Here is a 17,972-nt window from a genome sequence, read left to right as displayed (position 1 = left end):
GGGGTCAGAAGAGGGACGGCCCGGAGTCAGTTGAGGATCGCGTCGACGAACCCCTCGACGTCGAACGGGGCAAGGTCGTCAGGGCCCTCGCCCAAGCCGACGAGTTTGACGGGCACGCCAAGCTGCTTCTGGATCGCGACGACGATGCCGCCCTTCGCGGTGCCGTCGAGCTTCGTGAGGACGATGCCCGTGATGCGCACGACCTCGGAGAAGACCTTGGCCTGGTTGAGACCGTTCTGGCCGGTCGTCGCGTCGAGGACAAGGAGCACCTCGTCCACCTCCGCGAGCTTCTCGATCACGCGCTTGACCTTGCCGAGCTCGTCCATGAGACCGACCTTGTTCTGAAGTCGGCCCGCCGTGTCGACCATGACGACGTCGGCCTCCTGCTCGATGCCAGCCTTGACGGCCTCGAAGGCGACGGAGGCCGGGTCGGCGCCTTCGACGTCTGACTTGACGGTCGGGACACCGACGCGCGCGCCCCATGTGGCGAGCTGCTCGGCCGCGGCGGCGCGGAAGGTGTCGGCAGCGCCGAGCAGCACGTCCTTGTCCTCGGCGACGAGGACGCGCGCGAGCTTGCCCACCGTCGTCGTCTTCCCGACGCCGTTGACGCCCACAACGAGGACGACGGCGGGCTTGCCGCCCTTGCGGTCGACGTTGAGCGAGCGGTCGAGGGTCGGATCGACAAGCTTGACGAGCTCCTCGCGGAGCATCGAGCGCACCTCGTCCGGATTACGGCTGCCCATGACCTTGACGCGGTCCTTGAGCGTCTCGACGAGCTCGAGGCTCGGTTCGGTGCCGATATCGGCCAGAAGGAGGGTCTCCTCGACCTCGTCCCACACGTTCTCGTCGATGCGGTCACTCGAGAGCAGGGCGAGGAGGCCCTTCCCGAGCACGTTGTTGCTCCTGACGAGCCGTTCGCGCAGGCGCTGGAGGCGACCAGCGACGGGCGCCGGGGTCTCGGTTGGTACTTCCTCGACCGTCGGCTGCTCGAAGACCTCGGGAACCTCGACGGCCTGGTCGGGCTCGAGGAGTGGAGTCGGGGGCTCGGCGACCGCGGTCGGGGCCCCCGTGTCGTCGCCTGCGACATTCGGCTGGTTCGGTGCGAGAACTGGATCGTTCGTGTCCCTCGTCCCCGGGTAGCGCACCTTCGAGCGCCTCCCGCGCACGAGCCCGATGACGGACCCGGCGACGATGAACAGCACGATCACGGCTATGACGATGGGCAGGAGTGCGGAGGCTGTCACGTGACCTAGCTTCTCACAGGCGCTTCCTCCCCCGCCTTCGGCGAAGCCCTGCCCTCAGACCCGCTCGAGCTTCTGGCTCACAACGGTCGAGACGCCGTCTCCACGCATCGAGACCCCATACAGGGCGTCTGCGACCTCCATGGTGCGCTTCTGGTGGGTGATGACGATGAGCTGGCTCGACTCCCGGAGCTCCTCGAAGATCGTGATGAGGCGGCCGAGGTTCGTGTCGTCCAGGGCGGCCTCGACCTCGTCCATGACGTAGAACGGGGATGGCCGGGCCTTGAAGATCGCGACGAGGAGCGCAACCGCCGTGAGCGACCTTTCCCCTCCCGAGAGCAGCGAGAGCCGTTTGATCTTCTTGCCCGCTGGACGCGCCTCGACCTCGATGCCGGTCGTGAGCATGTCCTCCGGGTCGGTGAGGACGAGCCGCCCTTCGCCTCCAGGGAACAGCCGTCCGAAGACACGCTCGAACTGGACGGCCGTATCGGCATAGGCCTCCGCGAAGACGCGCTGCACGCGGTCGTCGACGTCCTTGATGATCGCGAGCAGGTCCCGTCGGCTCGACTTGAGGTCTTCGAGCTGCTCGTTGAGGAAGCGGTGCCGTTCCTCGAGCGCGGCGAACTCCTCGAGCGCGAGCGGATTGACCTTGCCGAGGGACGCGAGATCGCGTTCGGCCTTCTTGAGCCGCTTCTCCTGCTCGGCGCGCACGAACGGTATCCCGCCCACCGGCCGTCCCTCGTCGTCGACCTCGACTCGGAGGGAGGCCCACTTGTCGGCTCCGTCGTCCGGTATCGGGATCGGGAGGTGGGGCCCGAATTCGTCGACGAGCTGGTGGGCCGAGAGCCCGAGCTCCTCGATCGCGCGGTCCTCGAGGGCCTCGAGCCGCAGTCCCAGCTCGGCGCGGGCGAGCTCGTCGCGGTGGGCGGCGTCGCTCAGTTCGGCGAGCTCCTTCGCTAGCGCTTCGGTTGAGGTGCGCAGTGCTGAGAGCCGCTCGTCAAGTGCTTGGCGCCGTTCCTCCGCCGCATCGCGTTCCTCCGCGGCATCCTCTACTGCGCGGTCCATCGCGGCGACTCCGGCGAGTGCCGCGCGGGCCACCGCCTCAGCCCGGGCGGCCTTTCGCGCTCGGTCCTCGGCCCGTCTGCGCGCCTCGGCTGCGGCCTTCCGCTCGGCGGCAGCCGCCCGCTCGAGTGACTCGGCCCGCGCCTCGAGCGCGCGGTGCTGCTCCTCGACGGTGCGCAGCGCAAGGCGCGCCTCCAGCTCTGCCCCGCGTGCCGCCGTCGCCCGTTGCGCGAGCCGATCGCGCTCCGCGGAGGAGGGCTCGGCGTCGTCCTCCTCGGCTTCGGCTTCCTCTGCCGTCTCGAGGCGCTCGGCCGTCAAGGCCAAGGCCTCCTGCTCGGTGTCGAGCTGCGCTTGGGCGGCTGCAAGCGAGGCCCGGAGCCGCTCGTCCTCCGCGGTGGCTCCGCGGAGCTGCGCGCCGAGGGCTGCGAGGCGCTCCGCCACGGCCGCGAACTTCGCGTCCGAATCGTGGAGGGCGGCCAGGGCGGCGTCGGCGCGTTCGGTCGTCTCGCGCACTCGCTCTCGGGCACGGGCGAGCTCGAACCCCGCACGCTCGTACTCGGCAACGGCCAGCCCGAGCTGAGTCTCCGCCTCGTCGACCTGGGCCTGAAGCTCGAGTGTCGAAGGCGCACCCGCGGACCCTCCGCGCACCGCGCCGGCTGTGAGCACGTCCCCCTGCAGCGTCACAACGGTCAGCTCGGGGTGGGCCAGGAGGAGCGGCAAGGCCTGGCCCACGTCTTCGATGGCGACCGCACCATGGAGGAGATGCACGACGGCGGCGCGCACCGCCGGCTGGGCCGTCACCACGGCGTCGAGCCAGTGCGCGTGGGCCGGGAGCTCGGGCCGCTCGTCGAGGCGAGGCGCCGCCACCGCACCGCCCACCAGAAGGGCTGCCTGGCCGCCGTCGTCGTCGCGCAGCCGCGTCAGGGCGCGGACAGCGGCCTCGGCGTCCTCCATCGCGAGGCCCTCGGCGATGCCCCCGAGGACGGCCGCCACGGCCGCCTCGAATCCGGGCTCGACCTTGACGAGGGAAGGAACCGGGCCGAGCACGCCGTCCCCCGATGCCAGGACGGCGCCACTGCCGTCCCTGCCGCGGAGACCGGCCCGGAGCGCCTCAAGCCGGGCCTCGAGCGAGCGGCGGGCCGTCTCTGCCGCTCGCCGGCGCTCCTCGATCGCGGCGAGCTCCTCCTCGGCCGAGTCCTGAAGGGCGGCTGCCTCCTCGTACGCAGCGTCGAGGCCTTCTTCGCCCTGCTCCACGCCCGCGACCTGCGTCTCGAGCGCCGTGAATTCGATCTCCGCGTTCCGCCGGCGCTCCGCGGCCGATGCAAGCGATGCCTGGAGTCGGCCGATCTCCCCCTCGGCAGCCTCGACCCGGCTCCGCGCCGCGCCCACGGCCCCGGCAAGCCGCGCCAGGCCCTCGCGACGATCTGCCGAGGCGCGGAGGCGTGCGGTGTGCCGGCGGTCTTCGGCCGCTGCCTCCTCCTCCGCCTCGACGCGTGCCTCGGACGCTGCCTCGAGGCCTTCGGAACGGACGTCGATTGCCTCGGCAAGAACAGCGAGCTCCTCCCGGGCCTCCTCAGCCTGCCGGTCGAGCCGCTCGGGGTCGCGTCCTGAGGGCAGGGCCTCGGACGTGCCGAGGAGCCGGCGTCGTTCCTCCGCGACGCTCGCGAGCGATCGCAGACGCTCGCGGCCAGCCGAGAGGCGGTACCAGAGGTCACGGGCGGCATTGAGCTTGGGGGTTGCAAGGGCGGCAGCGCGCTCGGCCTCGGCCTGCTCGCGGCGGGCCCCCTCGAGTTCCCGCTCGGCGTCGGCGCGCCGCGCCGTGAGTGCGGACTGGTCGGCAAGGTCCTGCTCGAGCGTGTCGCGCAGCCGGACGACGTCGTCTGCCAGGAGACGTGCCTTGGCGTCGCGGACGTCGGCCTGGATCGTCTGTGCGCGGCGAGCGACCTGCGCCTGCCGTCCGAGGGGGCCGAGCTGCCGCCGGATTTCCCCGGTGAGGTCCGCGAGCCGCTGGAGGTTGCCCTGCATGGCGTCGAGCTTGCGGACCGTGCGCTCCTTCCGGCGCCGATGCTTGAGGATTCCGGCAGCTTCCTCAATGAAGCCCCGCCGGTCCTCGGGGGTAGCGTGCAGGACTCGGTCGAGCTGGCCCTGGCCCACGATGACGTGCATCTCCCGGCCCAGACCCGAATCGCTCAGGAGCTCCTGGATGTCGAGCAGGCGGCACGACTCCCCGTTGATCGCGTACTCCGACCCTCCCGTGCGGAAGAGGGTCCGCGAGATCGTGACCTCGCTGTACTCGATCGGGAGGGCGCCATCGGCGTTGTCGATCGTGAGGGAGACCTGCGCGCGGCCCAGAGGCGGGCGTCCCGCGGTGCCCGCGAAGATGACGTCCTCCATCTTGCCGCCTCTGAGCGTCTTGGCACCCTGCTCCCCCATGACCCATGCGAGCGCGTCGACGACGTTCGACTTGCCCGAACCGTTCGGGCCGACGACGGCGGTCACGCCCGGCTCGAACTCGAAGGTCGTGGCCGAGGCGAAGGACTTGAAGCCTCGGATGGTCAGGGTCTTGAGATGCAAGGGGCCCGAGCTCTCCTGTCGGTCAGCGGGACGGGTGGTTCTGCCACTGCATTCTGCCACTGACTGAGCCGCTTGGGCGTTTGGCGAGTCCGTCGCACCGCCGTGGCCCCAGCGATTTAACGGCGGGCGTTGCGCGGTGTCCGCTGGCACGAAGGGCAGCGGTACGAGGAGCGGTTCATGAAGGGCTCGCGGACCATGATGCTCGTTCGGCCTTCCTCCGCGCAGCGCAGGCACGGCTGACCTGCGCGGCCGTACGCCGAAAGGGAGCGGTCGAAGTAGCCCGACGCACCGTTGACGTTGACATAGAGCGAATCGAAGCTCGTCCCGCCGGCGTCGAGAGCTCGGAGCATGACGTCTCGGACGGCATCGACGAGCCGCAGCGTCTCGGCCCTGCGGAGGGTTTCCGTGGGGCGTGCATAGTGCAGGCGTGCAGCCCAGAGGGCCTCGTCGGCGTAGATATTGCCGATTCCCGAGACGAGCCGCTGATCGAGGAGTGCCCGTTTGACTCCCGTGCGGCGGGCACGGAAGCGCTCGTGAAGCTCGGCGGCCGAAAACGACGGATCGAGCGGGTCCCTCGCGATATGGGACGCCTCGGCCGCGATGAGCGGAAGGGGCCGCGCGGCGCATCCTCCCGCGCCGCCGTCGTCGGTCGGCACGAGCGGCACGACGGCGAGCCCTCCGAAGATGCGCTGGTCGACGAAGCGGAGCTCGGCGGGGAAGCCGCCCCCGGGAGCGAGGCTCGGCGGGTCGGAGAGGGTGATGCGGACTTTGAGGTGCTTCTCGTCCGGCTGCTCGGGATCCTCCACGAGGAGTTGACCGCTCATGCCGAGATGGGCCATGAGGGCGGTGTGGGGAAGGGAATCAGCAACGCCATCCTCGCCGTCGGCGAGGGGGAGCCACAGGAATTTGCCGCGACGGACCGCATCGAGGACGACAGCGCCCTCGAGCTGACCGCGGAAGTCGTCGGCTCCGAGCACGTGGCGGCGGACAGAGCGGGGGTCCAGGACCTCGACGCGCTCGATCCGGCGTCCTGTCACCCACGTCGAGAGGCCGCGGCGGACGACCTCGACTTCGGGAAGTTCGGGCAAGGCTAGGCGGACCCGCCAGCGCTCTCACGCTGGCCCGGCACGCTGCCGATCACGCCTGACTCTTCCGGGCAGAGGACCTTCCAAGCGTCTGCGGCCGAGTACTGCTCGGCCTCCTTCTTGGAGTTTCCGGTACCTGTGCCGTAGGGAACGCCACCGATCGAAAGCGTCGCGGTGTACGTGCGCGCGTGGTCCGGTCCGTCCCCGACCACGGCATAGTGGATGGCGCCGAGCTGGCGGTTCGCGGCGAGCTCCTGGATGTGCGTCTTCCAGTCGGTGCCCGCCCCCATCACGGCGGCGTCATCGAGCAGCGGCCCGACGAGGCGCACCACAAGGCAGCGGGCTTCCTCGAGACTGTTGGAGATGTAGGTGGCGCCGATGAGCGCCTCCATCGTGTCCGCGAGGATGGAGGATTTGTTCTTGCCGTTCGTGACCTTCTCGCCGTGCCCGAGGTAGATGCACTCCCCGACGCCGAGGCGCCGCGCGATCGCGGCGAGAGCCCTCGTGCTCACGACGGCGGCACGCCGCTTCGCGAGCTCACCCTCCGAAAGGTCCGGGTACTTCCGGTAGAGGTGGTCGGTCACCGAGAACCCCAGGATGGAGTCGCCGAGGAACTCGAGGCGCTCGTTCGTGGGGATCCCGCCGTTTTCGTAGGCGTATGAGCGGTGGGTGAGGGCAAGACGAAGCGTCTCGGCGTCGATGTCGACGCCGAGACGCTTCAGAAGCTCATCTCGAGCGGGCATGTCGTGGCCGGCTGACTGCTCAGGCGTCGGCGACCTTGCGGCCCTTGTACTCCATGAAGAGCGGGGTGCCGGCGGAGTCGGTGACGACCTTCGCCTGGTGGGGAAGGCTGTAGACCACGCGACCGTTCTCGACCGTCTTGATCAGGTTCGGCGCGGTTGCCTTCCACTGGGAGCGGCGGGCTCGCGTGTTCGAGCGGGACATCTTCCGCTTGGGAACTGCCACGGCTAACTCATTTCTCTCTTAGGGCCAACACTTATTCATCGCTGTGCCGGTCGGGCCTGATCAGATCCGCCAGAGCCGACCACCGCGGGTCAACGACCTCGTGATGGTGGCCCAGCTCGTCCGCGAGGCGGATCCCGCACTCGGGGCAGAGCCCCGGGCAGTCCTCCCGGCACACCGGCTGGAACGGCAGCATGGTCACTACTGCGTCCCGCAACACCGGCTCAAGATCGATGGAATCGTGCTCGACTCGACGTTGCTCTTCATCGTCTTCCCCTTCCAAGGGCTCGGCGCCCTCGTAGGAGAAAAGCTCTTGCACATCGACGTCGAGGCTGTACTCGATGGGATCCAGGCACCGCCCGCACTCGCCGGTTACGTCGACGCGTGCGGTTCCCGATACCAGGATCCCCTCGTGGACCGCCTCGAGCCTCAGATCGAGGTCCACGGGGGACCCTTCCCTGACGCCGATGAGCGCCACACCGAGTTCGCTCGGTGCGGGGACATGCTCTTTGAGTGTTCGCATTGTGCCCGGGCTCCGCCCGAGGTCCTTGACGTCAACCGTCAAGGGCGAACGATCTTCGCGCTTAATGAGAACTCCTGTAGAACATAGACCGACAAACAATCCTAGCCTGCGCGCGCCCTAGTCCCAAACCCGAGCGCCTTGCGGCGATCCCTACGGTTCAGGCTCCTCGGCGCGCCGACGTCGCGTCAAGCCGGGCGAGCACCGAGCGCGGAACGAACTCGGAGACGTCCCCGCCGAGGTCGTGGACCTCCTTGATGAGGGTCGACGAGAGGTGCACGTAGTGGGACTCGGCCGCAAGGAAGACTGTCTCCACGCCCGTGAGCTGGCGGTTCATGATCGCCATCGGCAATTCGTAGTCGAAGTCCGACGACGAGCGGAGCCCCTTCACGATCGCCGATGCGCCCCGCTCATGGCAGTAGTCCGCGAGGAGCCCCTCCCCCATCGGCTCGACGAGGATTCCGCTGATCGCACCGAGGGTCCGGCGCACCATATCGATCCGCTCCTCAAGGGGGAAGCGGTACTTCTTCGCGTAGTTGGTCGACACGGCAACGACCACCTCGTCGAACTGATTCGCGGCGCGGGCGATGACTTCGAGGTGGCCGTTGTGGATCGGGTCAAAGGAGCCAGGGCAGACGGCGCGTCTCATGCTGCCAACATAACCGAAGCCAGAGCGCGCTGCTCGCTAGCATGACTCCATGACTTCTCCTTGGCAGCGCACCGCCGCGGGCGCGAACGTACTGGGCACCGACGGACGCCTCGGGGTAACGATCTTCGAGGAGATGACTGGGCTCGCGGTCAGGACCGGGGCCATCAATCTGGGTCAGGGCTTTCCGGACGAGGACGGCCCCGCCGTCATGGCCGAGGCAGCCCGCCGCGCGATCGCCGAGGGTTCGAACCAGTACGCACCCGGCAAGGGCATCCCCGTGCTCCGCACGGCCGTCTCCGCCCACCAGAAGCGCTTCTACGGGCTCGACCCGGATCCCGAGAGCGAAGTCCTCATTACGACCGGCGCGACCGAGGCGATCGCCGCTGCGGTGCTCGCCTTCGCGGAACCCGGCGACGACGTCCTGACGTTCGAACCGTTCTACGACTCGTACGGCGCGATGATCGGGCTGGCCGGAGCGAATCACGTCACGGTGCCCCTGCACGCGCCGAGGTTCCAGCCGGACCTCGCCGAGCTCGAGGCGGCGTTCGGCCCCAAGACACGGGTCGTGATCCTCAACAACCCGCACAATCCGACGGGCGCGGTCTTCGGCCCGGAGGTCCTTCAGCGGGTCGTGGATCTCGCTGCGGAGCACGACGCGATCATCGTCACGGACGAGGTCTACGAGCACCTCGTGTTCAGTCGGCCCCACGTTCCGGTTGCGACGCTCCCCGGGGCGGCCGATCGGACGCTCAGCATCTCCTCGGCTGGCAAGACGTTCTCGTTCACGGGCTGGAAGGTCGGCTGGGTGACCGGCCCGGAGGACCTCGTCGCCAAGGTGCGGACCATCAAGCAGTTCCTCACCTACAGCTCGGGCACACCCTTCCAGGCAGCCGTCGCCCACGGCCTAGGCCTGCCGGACGAATTCTTCACCGACGCGGCCGATGCCCTCCGCCGGAAGCGCGACATCCTCGCGGACGGACTCCGTCAGGCAGGCCTCACCGTCTACCTTCCCGATGGGACCTACTTCATCACTGCCGACACGGCTTCCATCGGCTTCGACAACGCGCTCGACCTCGCGAGAAGGCTCCCCGAGCTCGTCGGGGTCGCAGCCATCCCCGTCTCGGTCTTCTGCCATGAGGAGGGCGCGCGGCGGACTCGCTCGCTCCTGCGCTTCGCGTTCTGCAAGCGTGACAACATCCTCGAAGAGGCTGCGGGCAGGCTCGCTGGCCTGGGCGAACTCGTGTGATCGCGGAACTCGAATGAGCACAACGCGGTACCTCGCCGGTATCGGGACCCACGCGAGCATCTTCCCCGACGATCTCGTCGAAGGCGCATTCGTCCTCTCGATCGGCGACGCCGAGCAGTCGCACGTCGACCTCGCCCACCCCGAACGCGTCTTCTACGCGTATCTGCGGCGGATGGCCAACGTGCTCGACCTGCTCGCCCCTCCCGGCGAGCCGCTCCGGGTGCTCCATCTCGGCGCGGGGGCGCTCACCCTCGCGCGCTATCTCCAGGCGACCCGCCCTGGGTCCGCGCAGATCGCCGTCGAACTCGAACGCGAGCTGCTCGACTTCGTCCTCGAGCAGCTCCCCCTGCCGTCGGAGACCCGCTTGGAAACGCGGGTCGGCGATGCGCGCTGGGAACTCGGTGACCTTGCCTCGCGCGGGCCGTTCGACGCCGTCGTGCTCGACATCTTCTCCGGCCCCGAGGCTCCGGCCCACATTGCGCACCGCGACTTCTATGCCGAGGCGGCCGCACTTCTCGCCCCGGGCGGCGCGATGCTTGTGAACATCGGCGACGATCCCCCGCTCCCGCTCGTCCGGTCGCAGCTCGGCGCGATGCGTTCCGTCTTCGCGGAGGTCGCGGCGCTGAGCGAACCCGAGATGTTCGAAGCGCGCTACCCCGGAAACGTCGTCGCCATAGGCCTCATGGATGAATGGGAGGCCGCGTGGACTCCGGCCCTCGTCGCTGCGGGCCCGCATCCGACCGCAGTGAGGCGCGGCGTCGAGCTGGACGGCCTCGTCACTTGAGAACGGCTCCTGTCACAGCGGACCAGAGGACAGTCAGCTGGCGCCGCCCCCGTCGTTCGCGGCGGGTTCGGCGAACCACAGCCGCGTCTCTCCGTATTTCCGTTCCCCGTAGTGCACCAGCCCCTCGGGCCACGAGGGCTCGGGCGAGCGTGCGGAGCGTTCGACGACGACGAGCCCGTCTGGCGCAAGGCGCTCGGCGACGGCGTCGAGAACGTTGGTCAACTGCGCCTCCCCGAGCGGGTACGGCGGGTCCATGAGGACTAAGTCCCAATGAGGGCCCGGCGGGACGCGTTCGAGGAACGAGTTCACCTTCGAACGGCGGACGGTGACCGCACGGCGGCTCACGGCGTCGTTGACCGTCCGGGCGTTCCGCTCGCACACCTGCGCGGCCTTGGCCTCGGACTCGACGAGCTCGACGGTGGATGCGCCCCGGCTCGCCGCCTCGACTCCGAGCGCCCCCGAGCCCGCGTAGAGATCGAGCACTCTCGCTCGGGCGAGCATGCCGAGGGCGTCGAGGCGTGAGAACAGCGCTTCCTTGACGCGATCCGTCGTCGGGCGTGTCGCGGAACCGGGCACGGCGGCCAGCGGAACGCCGCCCGCGATACCCGAGATGATCCTGCTCATGGCACCGTCCTCCCCGTCCCTCCCGAGCCGCAAGACCTCGCCCCGCCGGGGCAGGCCACTGCCCACGGAATATCCCTACCCACGTTCGAGGAAGACCTCCTTCTCCGGTCCGAGGTAGTCCTCGATCGCGTCCGCGAGCTCGACGTGCTGGTTCAGGTCCGGATCCTCCGCCACGAGGGCGAGGGCGTCCTCTCGGGCGCTCGCGATGACGTCGCCGTCGCGGAGTACCCGCAGGAGCCGCAGTGTGGAACGCCGGCCGGACTGGCTTGCGCCGAGGATATCGCCCTCGCGGCGGAACTCGAGGTCCTTCTGAGCCAGCTCGAAGCCGTCCGTGCTGGATGAGACCGCGCCGAGCCGCTCGCGGCTCGGGTGACCGGGTTCGAGGCGTGTGACGAGGAGGCACGTGCCGGCGTGACCGCCTCTCCCGACCCGCCCGCGGAGCTGGTGCAGCTGGGCTATGCCGAAGCGGTCCGCGTCCAGAATGACCATGAGGGTCGCGTTCGGCACGTCCACGCCGACCTCGACGACGGTGGTGGCGACGAGGATCCCGGTCTCCCCTGCCGCGAAGGCTCTCATCGCCGATGCCTTCGCCTCCGTGTCGAGCCGTCCGTGGAGGATGCCGATCCGGATGCCCTCTAGCGCGGGTTCGGTTCCGAGCTGCTCAGCGACCTCTGCGACGGAGGCTGGCTGGACCTCAGGAGAGAGGGCCGGGGGCGCAGCGAGCGCCGTACCTCCCCAGGTCGCCTGATCCAGGACGTCGAGATCGCCTTCGTCGCCCCCGCCCGCGCCGATCGTCGGGCACACCACGTAGACCTGCCGCCCGGCGTCGACCTCTTCCCTTGCCCGCTGCCAGATGCGGCGCTCCCACGCCGGGTTCTCGACGAGGCCCACTGTGTGCGTCGCGATGGGCGAGCGGCCCGCGGGGAGCTCGCGCAGGACCGAGGTCTCAAGGTCGCCGAAGACCGTCATGGCAACGGTGCGCGGAATCGGCGTGGCCGTCATGACGAGCAGATGGGGCGTCGCGAGGCTCTTGGCGCGCAGCGCGTCCCGCTGTTCGACCCCGAACCGATGCTGCTCGTCGACGACGACGAGGCCGAGGTCCGCGAACTGGACGTGCTCGGACAGGAGCGCATGGGTCCCCACGACGATTCCGGCCTGGCCGCTCGCCGCCGCGAGGAGGCTCCTCTTCTTCTCCCCGGCCGACTGCGACCCGGTCAGGAGCGCGACCTCGACCCCGTCATCGCCCGACCCGCCGAGCAGCCCGTCGCGCACGAGAGGTCCGAGGGTCGCGCGGATCGACGCGTAGTGCTGGGCCGCGAGGACTTCGGTCGGGGCCAGAAGCGCGGCTTGCCCGCCGTCGTCGACCACTTGGAGCATCGCGCGCAGAGCAACCACCGTCTTTCCCGAACCGACCTCTCCTTGGAGGAGCCGGTTCATCGGGTGGTTCTCGGCGAGCTCCCGCTCGAGAACCTCGCCGACCTCTCGCTGGCCCGTGGTGAGCTCGAACGGCAGCTGGCTGTCGAACGTTTCGAGCAGGCCGCCGCGCCGCGCCGGGCTCGGGCGGGACGGAAGCGCGGCGTGCTGGGCCTTGCGACGGGCGAGGGCCGCCTGGAGCACGAGCGCCTCCTCGTAACGGAAGCGTCGCTGCGCGGACCGCCACGCGCCGTCGTCCTCCGGCTCATGGATCATCCGGTACGCGTCGGACACGCGCGGCAGGCGGTACTTCAAGCGGATGTCCGGCGGAAGCGCCTCCGGAAGGGAGTCGAGGTCGAGCTGCCCGAGCACGGTGCCCACGGCCTTCGCGATCGTCCAGCTCGGAATGGAAGCTGTCGCGGGATAGACCGGGATCGGGCGGCCTGCGAGGCGGGCGGCGGCGTCGGCGTCGAACTCATCCGGATCGAGCAGCTCGTAGATCGGGTTGGTCAGCTGCAGCTTCCCGCGGTACAGCCCAACCTTGCCCGAGAACATCGCGATGACACCACGGGTGAGCTGCTTGGCTGCCTGATAGCCGTTGAAGAACGTGAGGGACAGGGTGCTCGGTCCCTGGGTCTGGCCGGGACGGTCGCTCACGAGGACCTCGGTGATGCTGCCCTTGCGCGTCGTCATGCGGCGGTTGGAGGACGAAACGACCTGGGCTACGAGCGTGACGTCCTCGTCCAGCGGCAGTTCGCGGATGGGCGTGAGTTCGCCGCGCGCGAGGTAGCGGCGCGGGAAGTGGTCGAGCAGGTCGCCCGCTGTCACGATGCCGAGCTGGTCGGCGAATTTCTTTCCGCTCCGGGCTCCGATGAGCCGGTTGAGAGGGGTATTGCGGTCAGTGGACATGGTGGTCAGTGCGCGTGATCAGAATGGAGCTCGGTAAAGGCGATCTTCTCGGGCTCGCCCACGTTCCGGATCTCTGCAAGGGCGGCCTCCGGATCCAGGACGTGCACGTGGACCCGCCAGCGCACGCATCCGGAATCCTCGTCGAGGGGCCCGAGGGGGCTCATGATGACCGATTCGCCCAGTTCGTCGAGCCGATGGCGGAGCCCGGCCGCGTCGAGGGGGCTCAGCGTGATAGTGCACATCAGTTCGACGCCCTCGGCGGCAGGCTGTTGGGCGTGGATGTGCGGGTCCTGGACCGCGTAGCCGTGCAGCCGGTCGAAGATCTGATCGCCGAGGCCCTCGCCGATCACAGCTGCACGGAGGGCTCCGAGCACAAGAAGGAGGCCGACACCCCCTGCATCGACGACGCGCGCATCGTGCAGCGTCGGCAGCTGGCCCTCCGTCTCGACGACGGCGCCGAGGGCCGCGTCCACCACGGCGTCGATCGTGCGGATCAGGATCGCGTTGCTGTGCGGGGCCTCGCCCGCCTCGGCGGTCTCCGAGGCGCTCGCCGCAGCGTCAGCGGCCGCCGCGAGGACCGAGAGCATGGTGCCCTCGACGGGCTCGCTCAGGGCGGACCAGGCCCGGATGCGGCAACGGTGGAGGGACTCGGCGAGCAGTGGACCGCTCAGGCGCGACTGGCCGACTAGCGGTACGGCAAACGCATCGAGGAAGACGGCAAACAGGGTTCCCGAATTGCCGCGGGCTTCCTCCATGGCCGCCTGCCCGGCGGTGCCCACGACGACGCCGAGATCCTGGCTGTCCACCGCCGCGGCTGCCTGCGCGGCAGCGCGCGCCGTCAGGTAGAGATTCGTGCCCGTGTCACCGTCCGGCACGGGGAAGATGTTGATCGCGTTGAGCCGGTCGCTGTGATTCGCAAGCACTGTCTCCGCCATGCCGAGCCAACGGCGCATCGCCGCAGCGTTCGACGCCGTCTTCGCGGCGTTTCTACTTGGCAAAGTGGTCCCATCCCCTCGTCACCGCCGGCTTTCCCCCGACGGACACTCCAGGCTCTCCACCGTCGGCAGGCAGCACCGAGCCTACCGCAGCAAAGCCGTGCGGGAGCTGTGCGTCGGCGGGGAAAGCCGCGAGGAGTCCGTGGTCCTCACCGCCGCCCAGGACCCATTCGAGTGGGTCGGCGCCCAGCGTCTCCCCCGCTCGCCTCAGCGCGTGCGCGTGGAGGGCGAGGACGTCCGCGTCCAGGTCCAGGCGCACGCCGCTGGCCATGGCGAGCCTCAGACCGTCGCGAAGGAGCCCGTCGGAGAGGTCCATGAGCGCGCTTGCCCCTGATGAGGCGGCAGCAGGACCGGCGTCGAGCGGTGGAACCGGTCTGCACTGGAGGGCCACCAGCTTCCTCAGCGCCGGTTCCAAGCCCTCGTAGGCGGGTCCATGTTCGAGCAGCGCGAGCCCGGCCGCCGCGCAACCGAGCGAGCCGGCGACGGCGAGCCGGTCCCCCGCCCGCGCCCCGCTCCGCAGGACTGGCTGGCGCCCCTCGAGGCTTCCCAGAACTGTTGCGGTGATCGAGAGCTCGTCGCCGCGACCGAGGTCGCCCCCGGCGAGGGCGCATCGGCTCGCCCCCAGGCCCCGGACTGCGTCCAGGAGACCGTGCGCGAGGTCCTCGACCCAGCCGACCGGGGTGGCCCGCGGAAGGGTGAGACTCACCACGATCCCCGTGGCGATGGCACCCATCGCGTTGATGTCGCTGAGATTCTGGGCCGCCGACTTCCACCCGACGTCGTAGCCCGTGTGCGCGTAGCCGTTCGGCCACTCGAGCCGGAAGTCAGCGTTCTGGGTCTGGGTGTCCGTGCTCACGACGACGCGCCCATCGGGCGCCGCGAGCACCGCGGCGTCGTCCCCGGGTCCGAGCAGAGCCGACGGGCCAGCGGCGAGGCGCGGGAGGATCCGGTCGAGGAGTTCGCCTTCGCTGAGGTCGCCGACGGTCAGAGGCAGCGGGGACGTGCGCACGATCCCAGCCTAGTAGTCTTGAATGGACGCCTCGTCCCTGCGAGACACGCCCCCACAAGACACTCGTAAGGAGAATCATGCCCCGCAGCCGTCGCCGCGCAGCAGTCCTCGTGCGCGCCGCGGCGCTCACCTCTGCCCTCGTGCTCGGCGCCTCGCTTTCGGCCTGCAGCGCGGCGGTCTCGGTCGATCCCGCTCCCGACGCCGCGGACCCCGCGTGCGCCCCGGAGATGATCGCGATGCCAGACACGCTCGGTGACGCCGCCTTGCGCACGACGACGAGCCAGGCGACTGCAGCGTGGGGCGACCCATCAGCGGTCATCCTCCGCTGCGGCGTCCCGGCCCCGGGGCCGACGACGGATCGTTGCGTCACCGTCAACGGCGTCGACTGGGTGATCAAGGACCTGACGACGGCGAGCGCTTCCCCGACGCCGTCGTCGTCCGCGGCTTCGCCGGCGCCCTCCGCGTCAGCGTCCGCCGGAACCGGGCCCACGCCGTCCGGCGACGCGACCGAGGGCCCGAACGACACCTACCTCCTGACGACGTTCGGCCGCACACCGGCGACCGAGCTCGTCATCGACACCTCGAAGATCAGCTCCGCGACCGTCCTCGCGACCGTCGCCTCAGCCGTGGCGAAGGTCCCCCAGACCAAGAAGTGCGTGGGAGAGTCCGAGGTCGCCCAGCTCCCCCAAGGCGGATGACCCAGGGCTGACCCGGCCCTCCCGGCCAGTCTCAAGGAAGCTTGGCGGCGCTCAGCGCAGGCCGGTGGGCCGATCCAAGGCGAGCTGGATGAGCTCGTCGATGAGGTCGTGGTAGGAAAGCCCGGTGGCCGCCCACATCTGCGGGTACATGCTGATGGGAGTGAATCCGGGCATGGTGTTGATCTCGTTGATCACGAGCTCGCCGTCCGGGGTGTAGAAGAAGTCCACCCGGCTGAGCCCCTCGGCCGAGACCGCATCGAAGGCGCGGGCTGCCTGTTCGCGCACCGCGGCAATCACGTCGGCGGGCAGGTCTGCAGGGCAGCTCAGGGACGCTGCATTGTCCTCGACGTACTTCGCCTCGAAGTCGTAGAAGGTGTGCGCGCCGCCCTGCACGACAATCTCTCCCGGCAGGGAGGTCCGAGGCGCGTCGCTTCCGCGCCCTTCGAGGACCCCGCACTCGATCTCGCGGCCTGTGATCGAGGCCTCGATGACGATGCGCAGGTCGTGACGCCGTGCTTCAGCGATCGCCGCCTCGAGATCCTCTGCCCGCTCGACCCGGCTGATGCCGACCGACGAGCCGGCGCGGCACGGCTTGACGAACACGGGATAGCCCAGCCGTTCCACGGCGTCGCGTACGGACTGCGGGTCGCGCCGCCATTCCTTGTCCGTGACCGCGACATAGGGCCCGACCTTGAGCCCGGCGGCTTCGAAGGCCACCTTCATGTAGTGCTTGTCCATTCCCACCGCGGAGGCGAGCACGCCCGCTCCCACGTAGCGGACGTCGGCGAGTTCGAGGAGGCCCTGGACGGTCCCGTCCTCGCCGAAGGCTCCATGCAGGAGGGGAAAGACGACATCGACATCGCCCAGTTCGCGAGGTACCTCGTTGGGGCGATTGACGACGAGTCCGGCCCGGCCCGGGCCACCGCCTAGGCGCACGGTCTCCGAGCCGGAACGGACCTCGGGCAACTCTCCCGCGTTGAGCGCCCACTGCTGCCACTCTCCGTTGGAGAGGACCCATTGGCCGTCTTTCGCAATCCCGACGGGCACGACCTCGTACTTGTCCTGGTCGATAGCGTTCATGACGCCTGCGGCCGTCACACAGCTGACGGCGTGCTCGCTCGAGCGACCACCGAACAGGAGTGCGACGCGGATCTTCCGGCCGTGGCTTGGGTTGAGCACGCTATTCGCCTTCCGATTTGAGCTCCCGCGCAAGCAGGAGCGACTCGAGCTGGTCTACGTCGACGCGGCCGGCCAGAACGCCGACGACGGCTTCGGTGATGGGCATCTCGACGCCGACGCGCCGGGCGAGTTCGCGCACGGCAGGGGCGGACTTGATGCCCTCGGCGATCTGGGTCATGTGACTCCCTAGTTCATCGACGCTGAAGCCTTGGCCGAGGAGGGTCCCGGCCGTGTGGTTGCGCGAGAGCTTGGACGCGCACGTCGCCACGAGGTCGCCGAGCCCGGCAAGCCCGGCGAGCGTGTGGGGGTCCGCGCCGAGGGCGACGGCGAGACGGGTCGTCTCGGCGAGGCCTCGCGTCATGACGGAGGCCTTCGTATTGTCGCCCATGCCCTTGCCCTCGCAGATGCCGACGCACAGCGCGATCACGTTCTTGACGATGCCCCCGATCTCCGCGCCCACCACGTCGTTCGACGTGTAGGGGCGGAAGTACGGGGCCGTGCACACCTGCGCGATGCGGCGGGCAAGTTGCTCGTCGGCGCATGCGACCACCGAGGCGGTGGGCTCCCTGCGGGCGATCTCCATCGCGAGGTTCGGTCCCGAGAGCACTGCGATGCGATCCGGGGAGATCCCGGTGACCTCGGCGATCACCTCCGTCATGCGCAGATCCGTTCCGACCTCGAGTCCCTTCATGAGGGACATCACGACGGCATTGGCGGGAATGAGGCCACGCCACTGCTCGAGCTGCGCCCGAAGCGACTGGGCGGGGACTGCGAAGACGACGAGCTGCGCCCCTCTGAGGGCCGCGGAAGGGTCCGTCGTCGCGCTGATGCCTTCGGGCAGTTCGATGTCGCCGAGATAGCGACCGTTTCGGCGGCGGTTGATGTCCGCGATAGTCTCCGGGTTCCGTCCCCAAACCCGGATGCTGCGCTGAACCCCGTGCGCCGCGGCCGCGTCGGCGAGGACCTTCGCAAAAGTCGTTCCCCAGCTCCCGGCGCCGAAGACCGCGACGTCGGTGATGTC

At 69.5% G+C, this 17,972-nt stretch carries 16 protein-coding genes; 3 read left to right on the top strand and 13 right to left on the bottom strand.

From position 1 onward, the window contains the following. Positions 1-26: 26 nt before the first annotated feature. The 7 genes from ftsY to coaD form a co-directional block, all read right to left on the bottom strand. Positions 27-1,244 carry a signal recognition particle-docking protein FtsY gene (gene ftsY, locus L0M17_RS08020; protein WP_241053403.1) on the bottom strand — a complete coding sequence of 406 codons (1,218 nt, stop codon included), beginning with the start codon at positions 1,242-1,244 and terminating at the stop codon, positions 27-29. Positions 1,245-1,298: 54 nt separating this feature from the next. Beyond that, positions 1,299-4,877 (bottom strand): chromosome segregation protein SMC, encoded by a 3,579-nt coding sequence (gene smc / locus L0M17_RS08015; RefSeq protein ID WP_241053402.1) that lies wholly within the window; start codon positions 4,875-4,877, stop codon positions 1,299-1,301. A 116-nt stretch (positions 4,878-4,993) separates the two neighbouring features. Continuing rightward, entirely contained in the window at positions 4,994-5,965 is a 972-nt protein-coding gene (gene mutM / locus L0M17_RS08010; protein ID WP_241053401.1) for a bifunctional DNA-formamidopyrimidine glycosylase/DNA-(apurinic or apyrimidinic site) lyase, read from the bottom strand. A 2-nt stretch (positions 5,966-5,967) separates the two neighbouring features. Continuing rightward, positions 5,968-6,705, bottom strand: a complete 738-nt coding sequence (rnc, locus tag L0M17_RS08005) for a ribonuclease III (RefSeq protein WP_241053400.1) — start codon at positions 6,703-6,705, stop codon at positions 5,968-5,970. A 19-nt stretch (positions 6,706-6,724) separates the two neighbouring features. Further along, positions 6,725-6,928 carry a 50S ribosomal protein L32 gene (gene rpmF / locus L0M17_RS08000; protein ID WP_241053399.1) on the bottom strand — a complete coding sequence of 68 codons (204 nt, stop codon included), beginning with the start codon at positions 6,926-6,928 and terminating at the stop codon, positions 6,725-6,727. A gap of 31 nt (positions 6,929-6,959) precedes the next feature. After that, positions 6,960-7,490: a YceD family protein gene (locus L0M17_RS07995; protein ID WP_241053398.1), complete on the bottom strand. Its 531-nt coding sequence runs from the start codon at positions 7,488-7,490 to the stop codon at positions 6,960-6,962. Positions 7,491-7,605: 115 nt separating this feature from the next. After that, the gene (gene coaD / locus L0M17_RS07990; RefSeq protein ID WP_241053397.1) at positions 7,606-8,094 is read right to left on the bottom strand and encodes a pantetheine-phosphate adenylyltransferase; all 489 of its coding nucleotides are present in this window, start codon (positions 8,092-8,094) and stop codon (positions 7,606-7,608) included. 49 nt (positions 8,095-8,143) lie between these two features. Here coaD and L0M17_RS07985 point away from each other — a divergent pair, with 49 nt between their 5' ends. Both L0M17_RS07985 and L0M17_RS07980 read left to right on the top strand, forming a co-directional pair. After that, positions 8,144-9,340: an aminotransferase class I/II-fold pyridoxal phosphate-dependent enzyme gene (locus L0M17_RS07985; protein WP_241053396.1), complete on the top strand. Its 1,197-nt coding sequence runs from the start codon at positions 8,144-8,146 to the stop codon at positions 9,338-9,340. A 13-nt stretch (positions 9,341-9,353) separates the two neighbouring features. After that, on the top strand, positions 9,354-10,124 hold the full coding sequence (locus L0M17_RS07980; protein ID WP_241053395.1) for a spermidine synthase: 771 nt from the start codon (positions 9,354-9,356) through the stop codon (positions 10,122-10,124). Between the two features lie 33 nt (positions 10,125-10,157). Here the strand turns inward: L0M17_RS07980 and rsmD are convergent, their stop codons facing one another. The 4 genes from rsmD to L0M17_RS07960 all read right to left on the bottom strand — a co-directional run bounded on the left by rsmD (position 10,158) and on the right by L0M17_RS07960 (position 15,074). Next, positions 10,158-10,748 (bottom strand): 16S rRNA (guanine(966)-N(2))-methyltransferase RsmD, encoded by a 591-nt coding sequence (gene rsmD / locus L0M17_RS07975; RefSeq protein ID WP_241053394.1) that lies wholly within the window; start codon positions 10,746-10,748, stop codon positions 10,158-10,160. A 75-nt stretch (positions 10,749-10,823) separates the two neighbouring features. Next, positions 10,824-13,070, bottom strand: a complete 2,247-nt coding sequence (locus L0M17_RS07970) for an ATP-dependent DNA helicase RecG (protein ID WP_241053393.1) — start codon at positions 13,068-13,070, stop codon at positions 10,824-10,826. Positions 13,071-13,075: 5 nt separating this feature from the next. Further along, entirely contained in the window at positions 13,076-14,023 is a 948-nt protein-coding gene (locus L0M17_RS07965; RefSeq protein WP_241056360.1) for a DAK2 domain-containing protein, read from the bottom strand. Positions 14,024-14,057: 34 nt separating this feature from the next. After that, positions 14,058-15,074, bottom strand: coding sequence for a thiamine-phosphate kinase (locus L0M17_RS07960; protein WP_241053391.1), 1,017 nt, complete (start codon positions 15,072-15,074; stop codon positions 14,058-14,060). A 77-nt stretch (positions 15,075-15,151) separates the two neighbouring features. On the opposite strand from L0M17_RS07960, the gene L0M17_RS07955 reads away from it, so the two are divergent. Next, entirely contained in the window at positions 15,152-15,772 is a 621-nt protein-coding gene (locus L0M17_RS07955; protein ID WP_241053390.1) for a DUF3515 family protein, read from the top strand. 51 nt (positions 15,773-15,823) lie between these two features. Here the strand turns inward: L0M17_RS07955 and L0M17_RS07950 are convergent, their stop codons facing one another. Together L0M17_RS07950 and L0M17_RS07945 are read right to left on the bottom strand one after the other, a co-directional pair. Next, positions 15,824-16,951: a D-alanine--D-alanine ligase family protein gene (locus tag L0M17_RS07950; RefSeq protein ID WP_241053389.1), complete on the bottom strand. Its 1,128-nt coding sequence runs from the start codon at positions 16,949-16,951 to the stop codon at positions 15,824-15,826. A gap of 1 nt (position 16,952) precedes the next feature. After that, a complete protein-coding gene (locus L0M17_RS07945) occupies positions 16,953-17,969 on the bottom strand; it encodes an NAD(P)H-dependent glycerol-3-phosphate dehydrogenase (protein WP_241056359.1) in 1,017 nt (338 codons plus the stop codon). Positions 17,970-17,972 lie beyond the last annotated feature (3 nt).

It is taken from the genome of Sinomonas terrae (genome assembly GCF_022539255.1).
In the GTDB taxonomy this organism is placed as follows: Bacteria; Actinomycetota; Actinomycetes; order Actinomycetales; family Micrococcaceae; genus Sinomonas; species Sinomonas terrae.
This window is presented reverse-complemented; position numbering and strand designations above follow the sequence as displayed.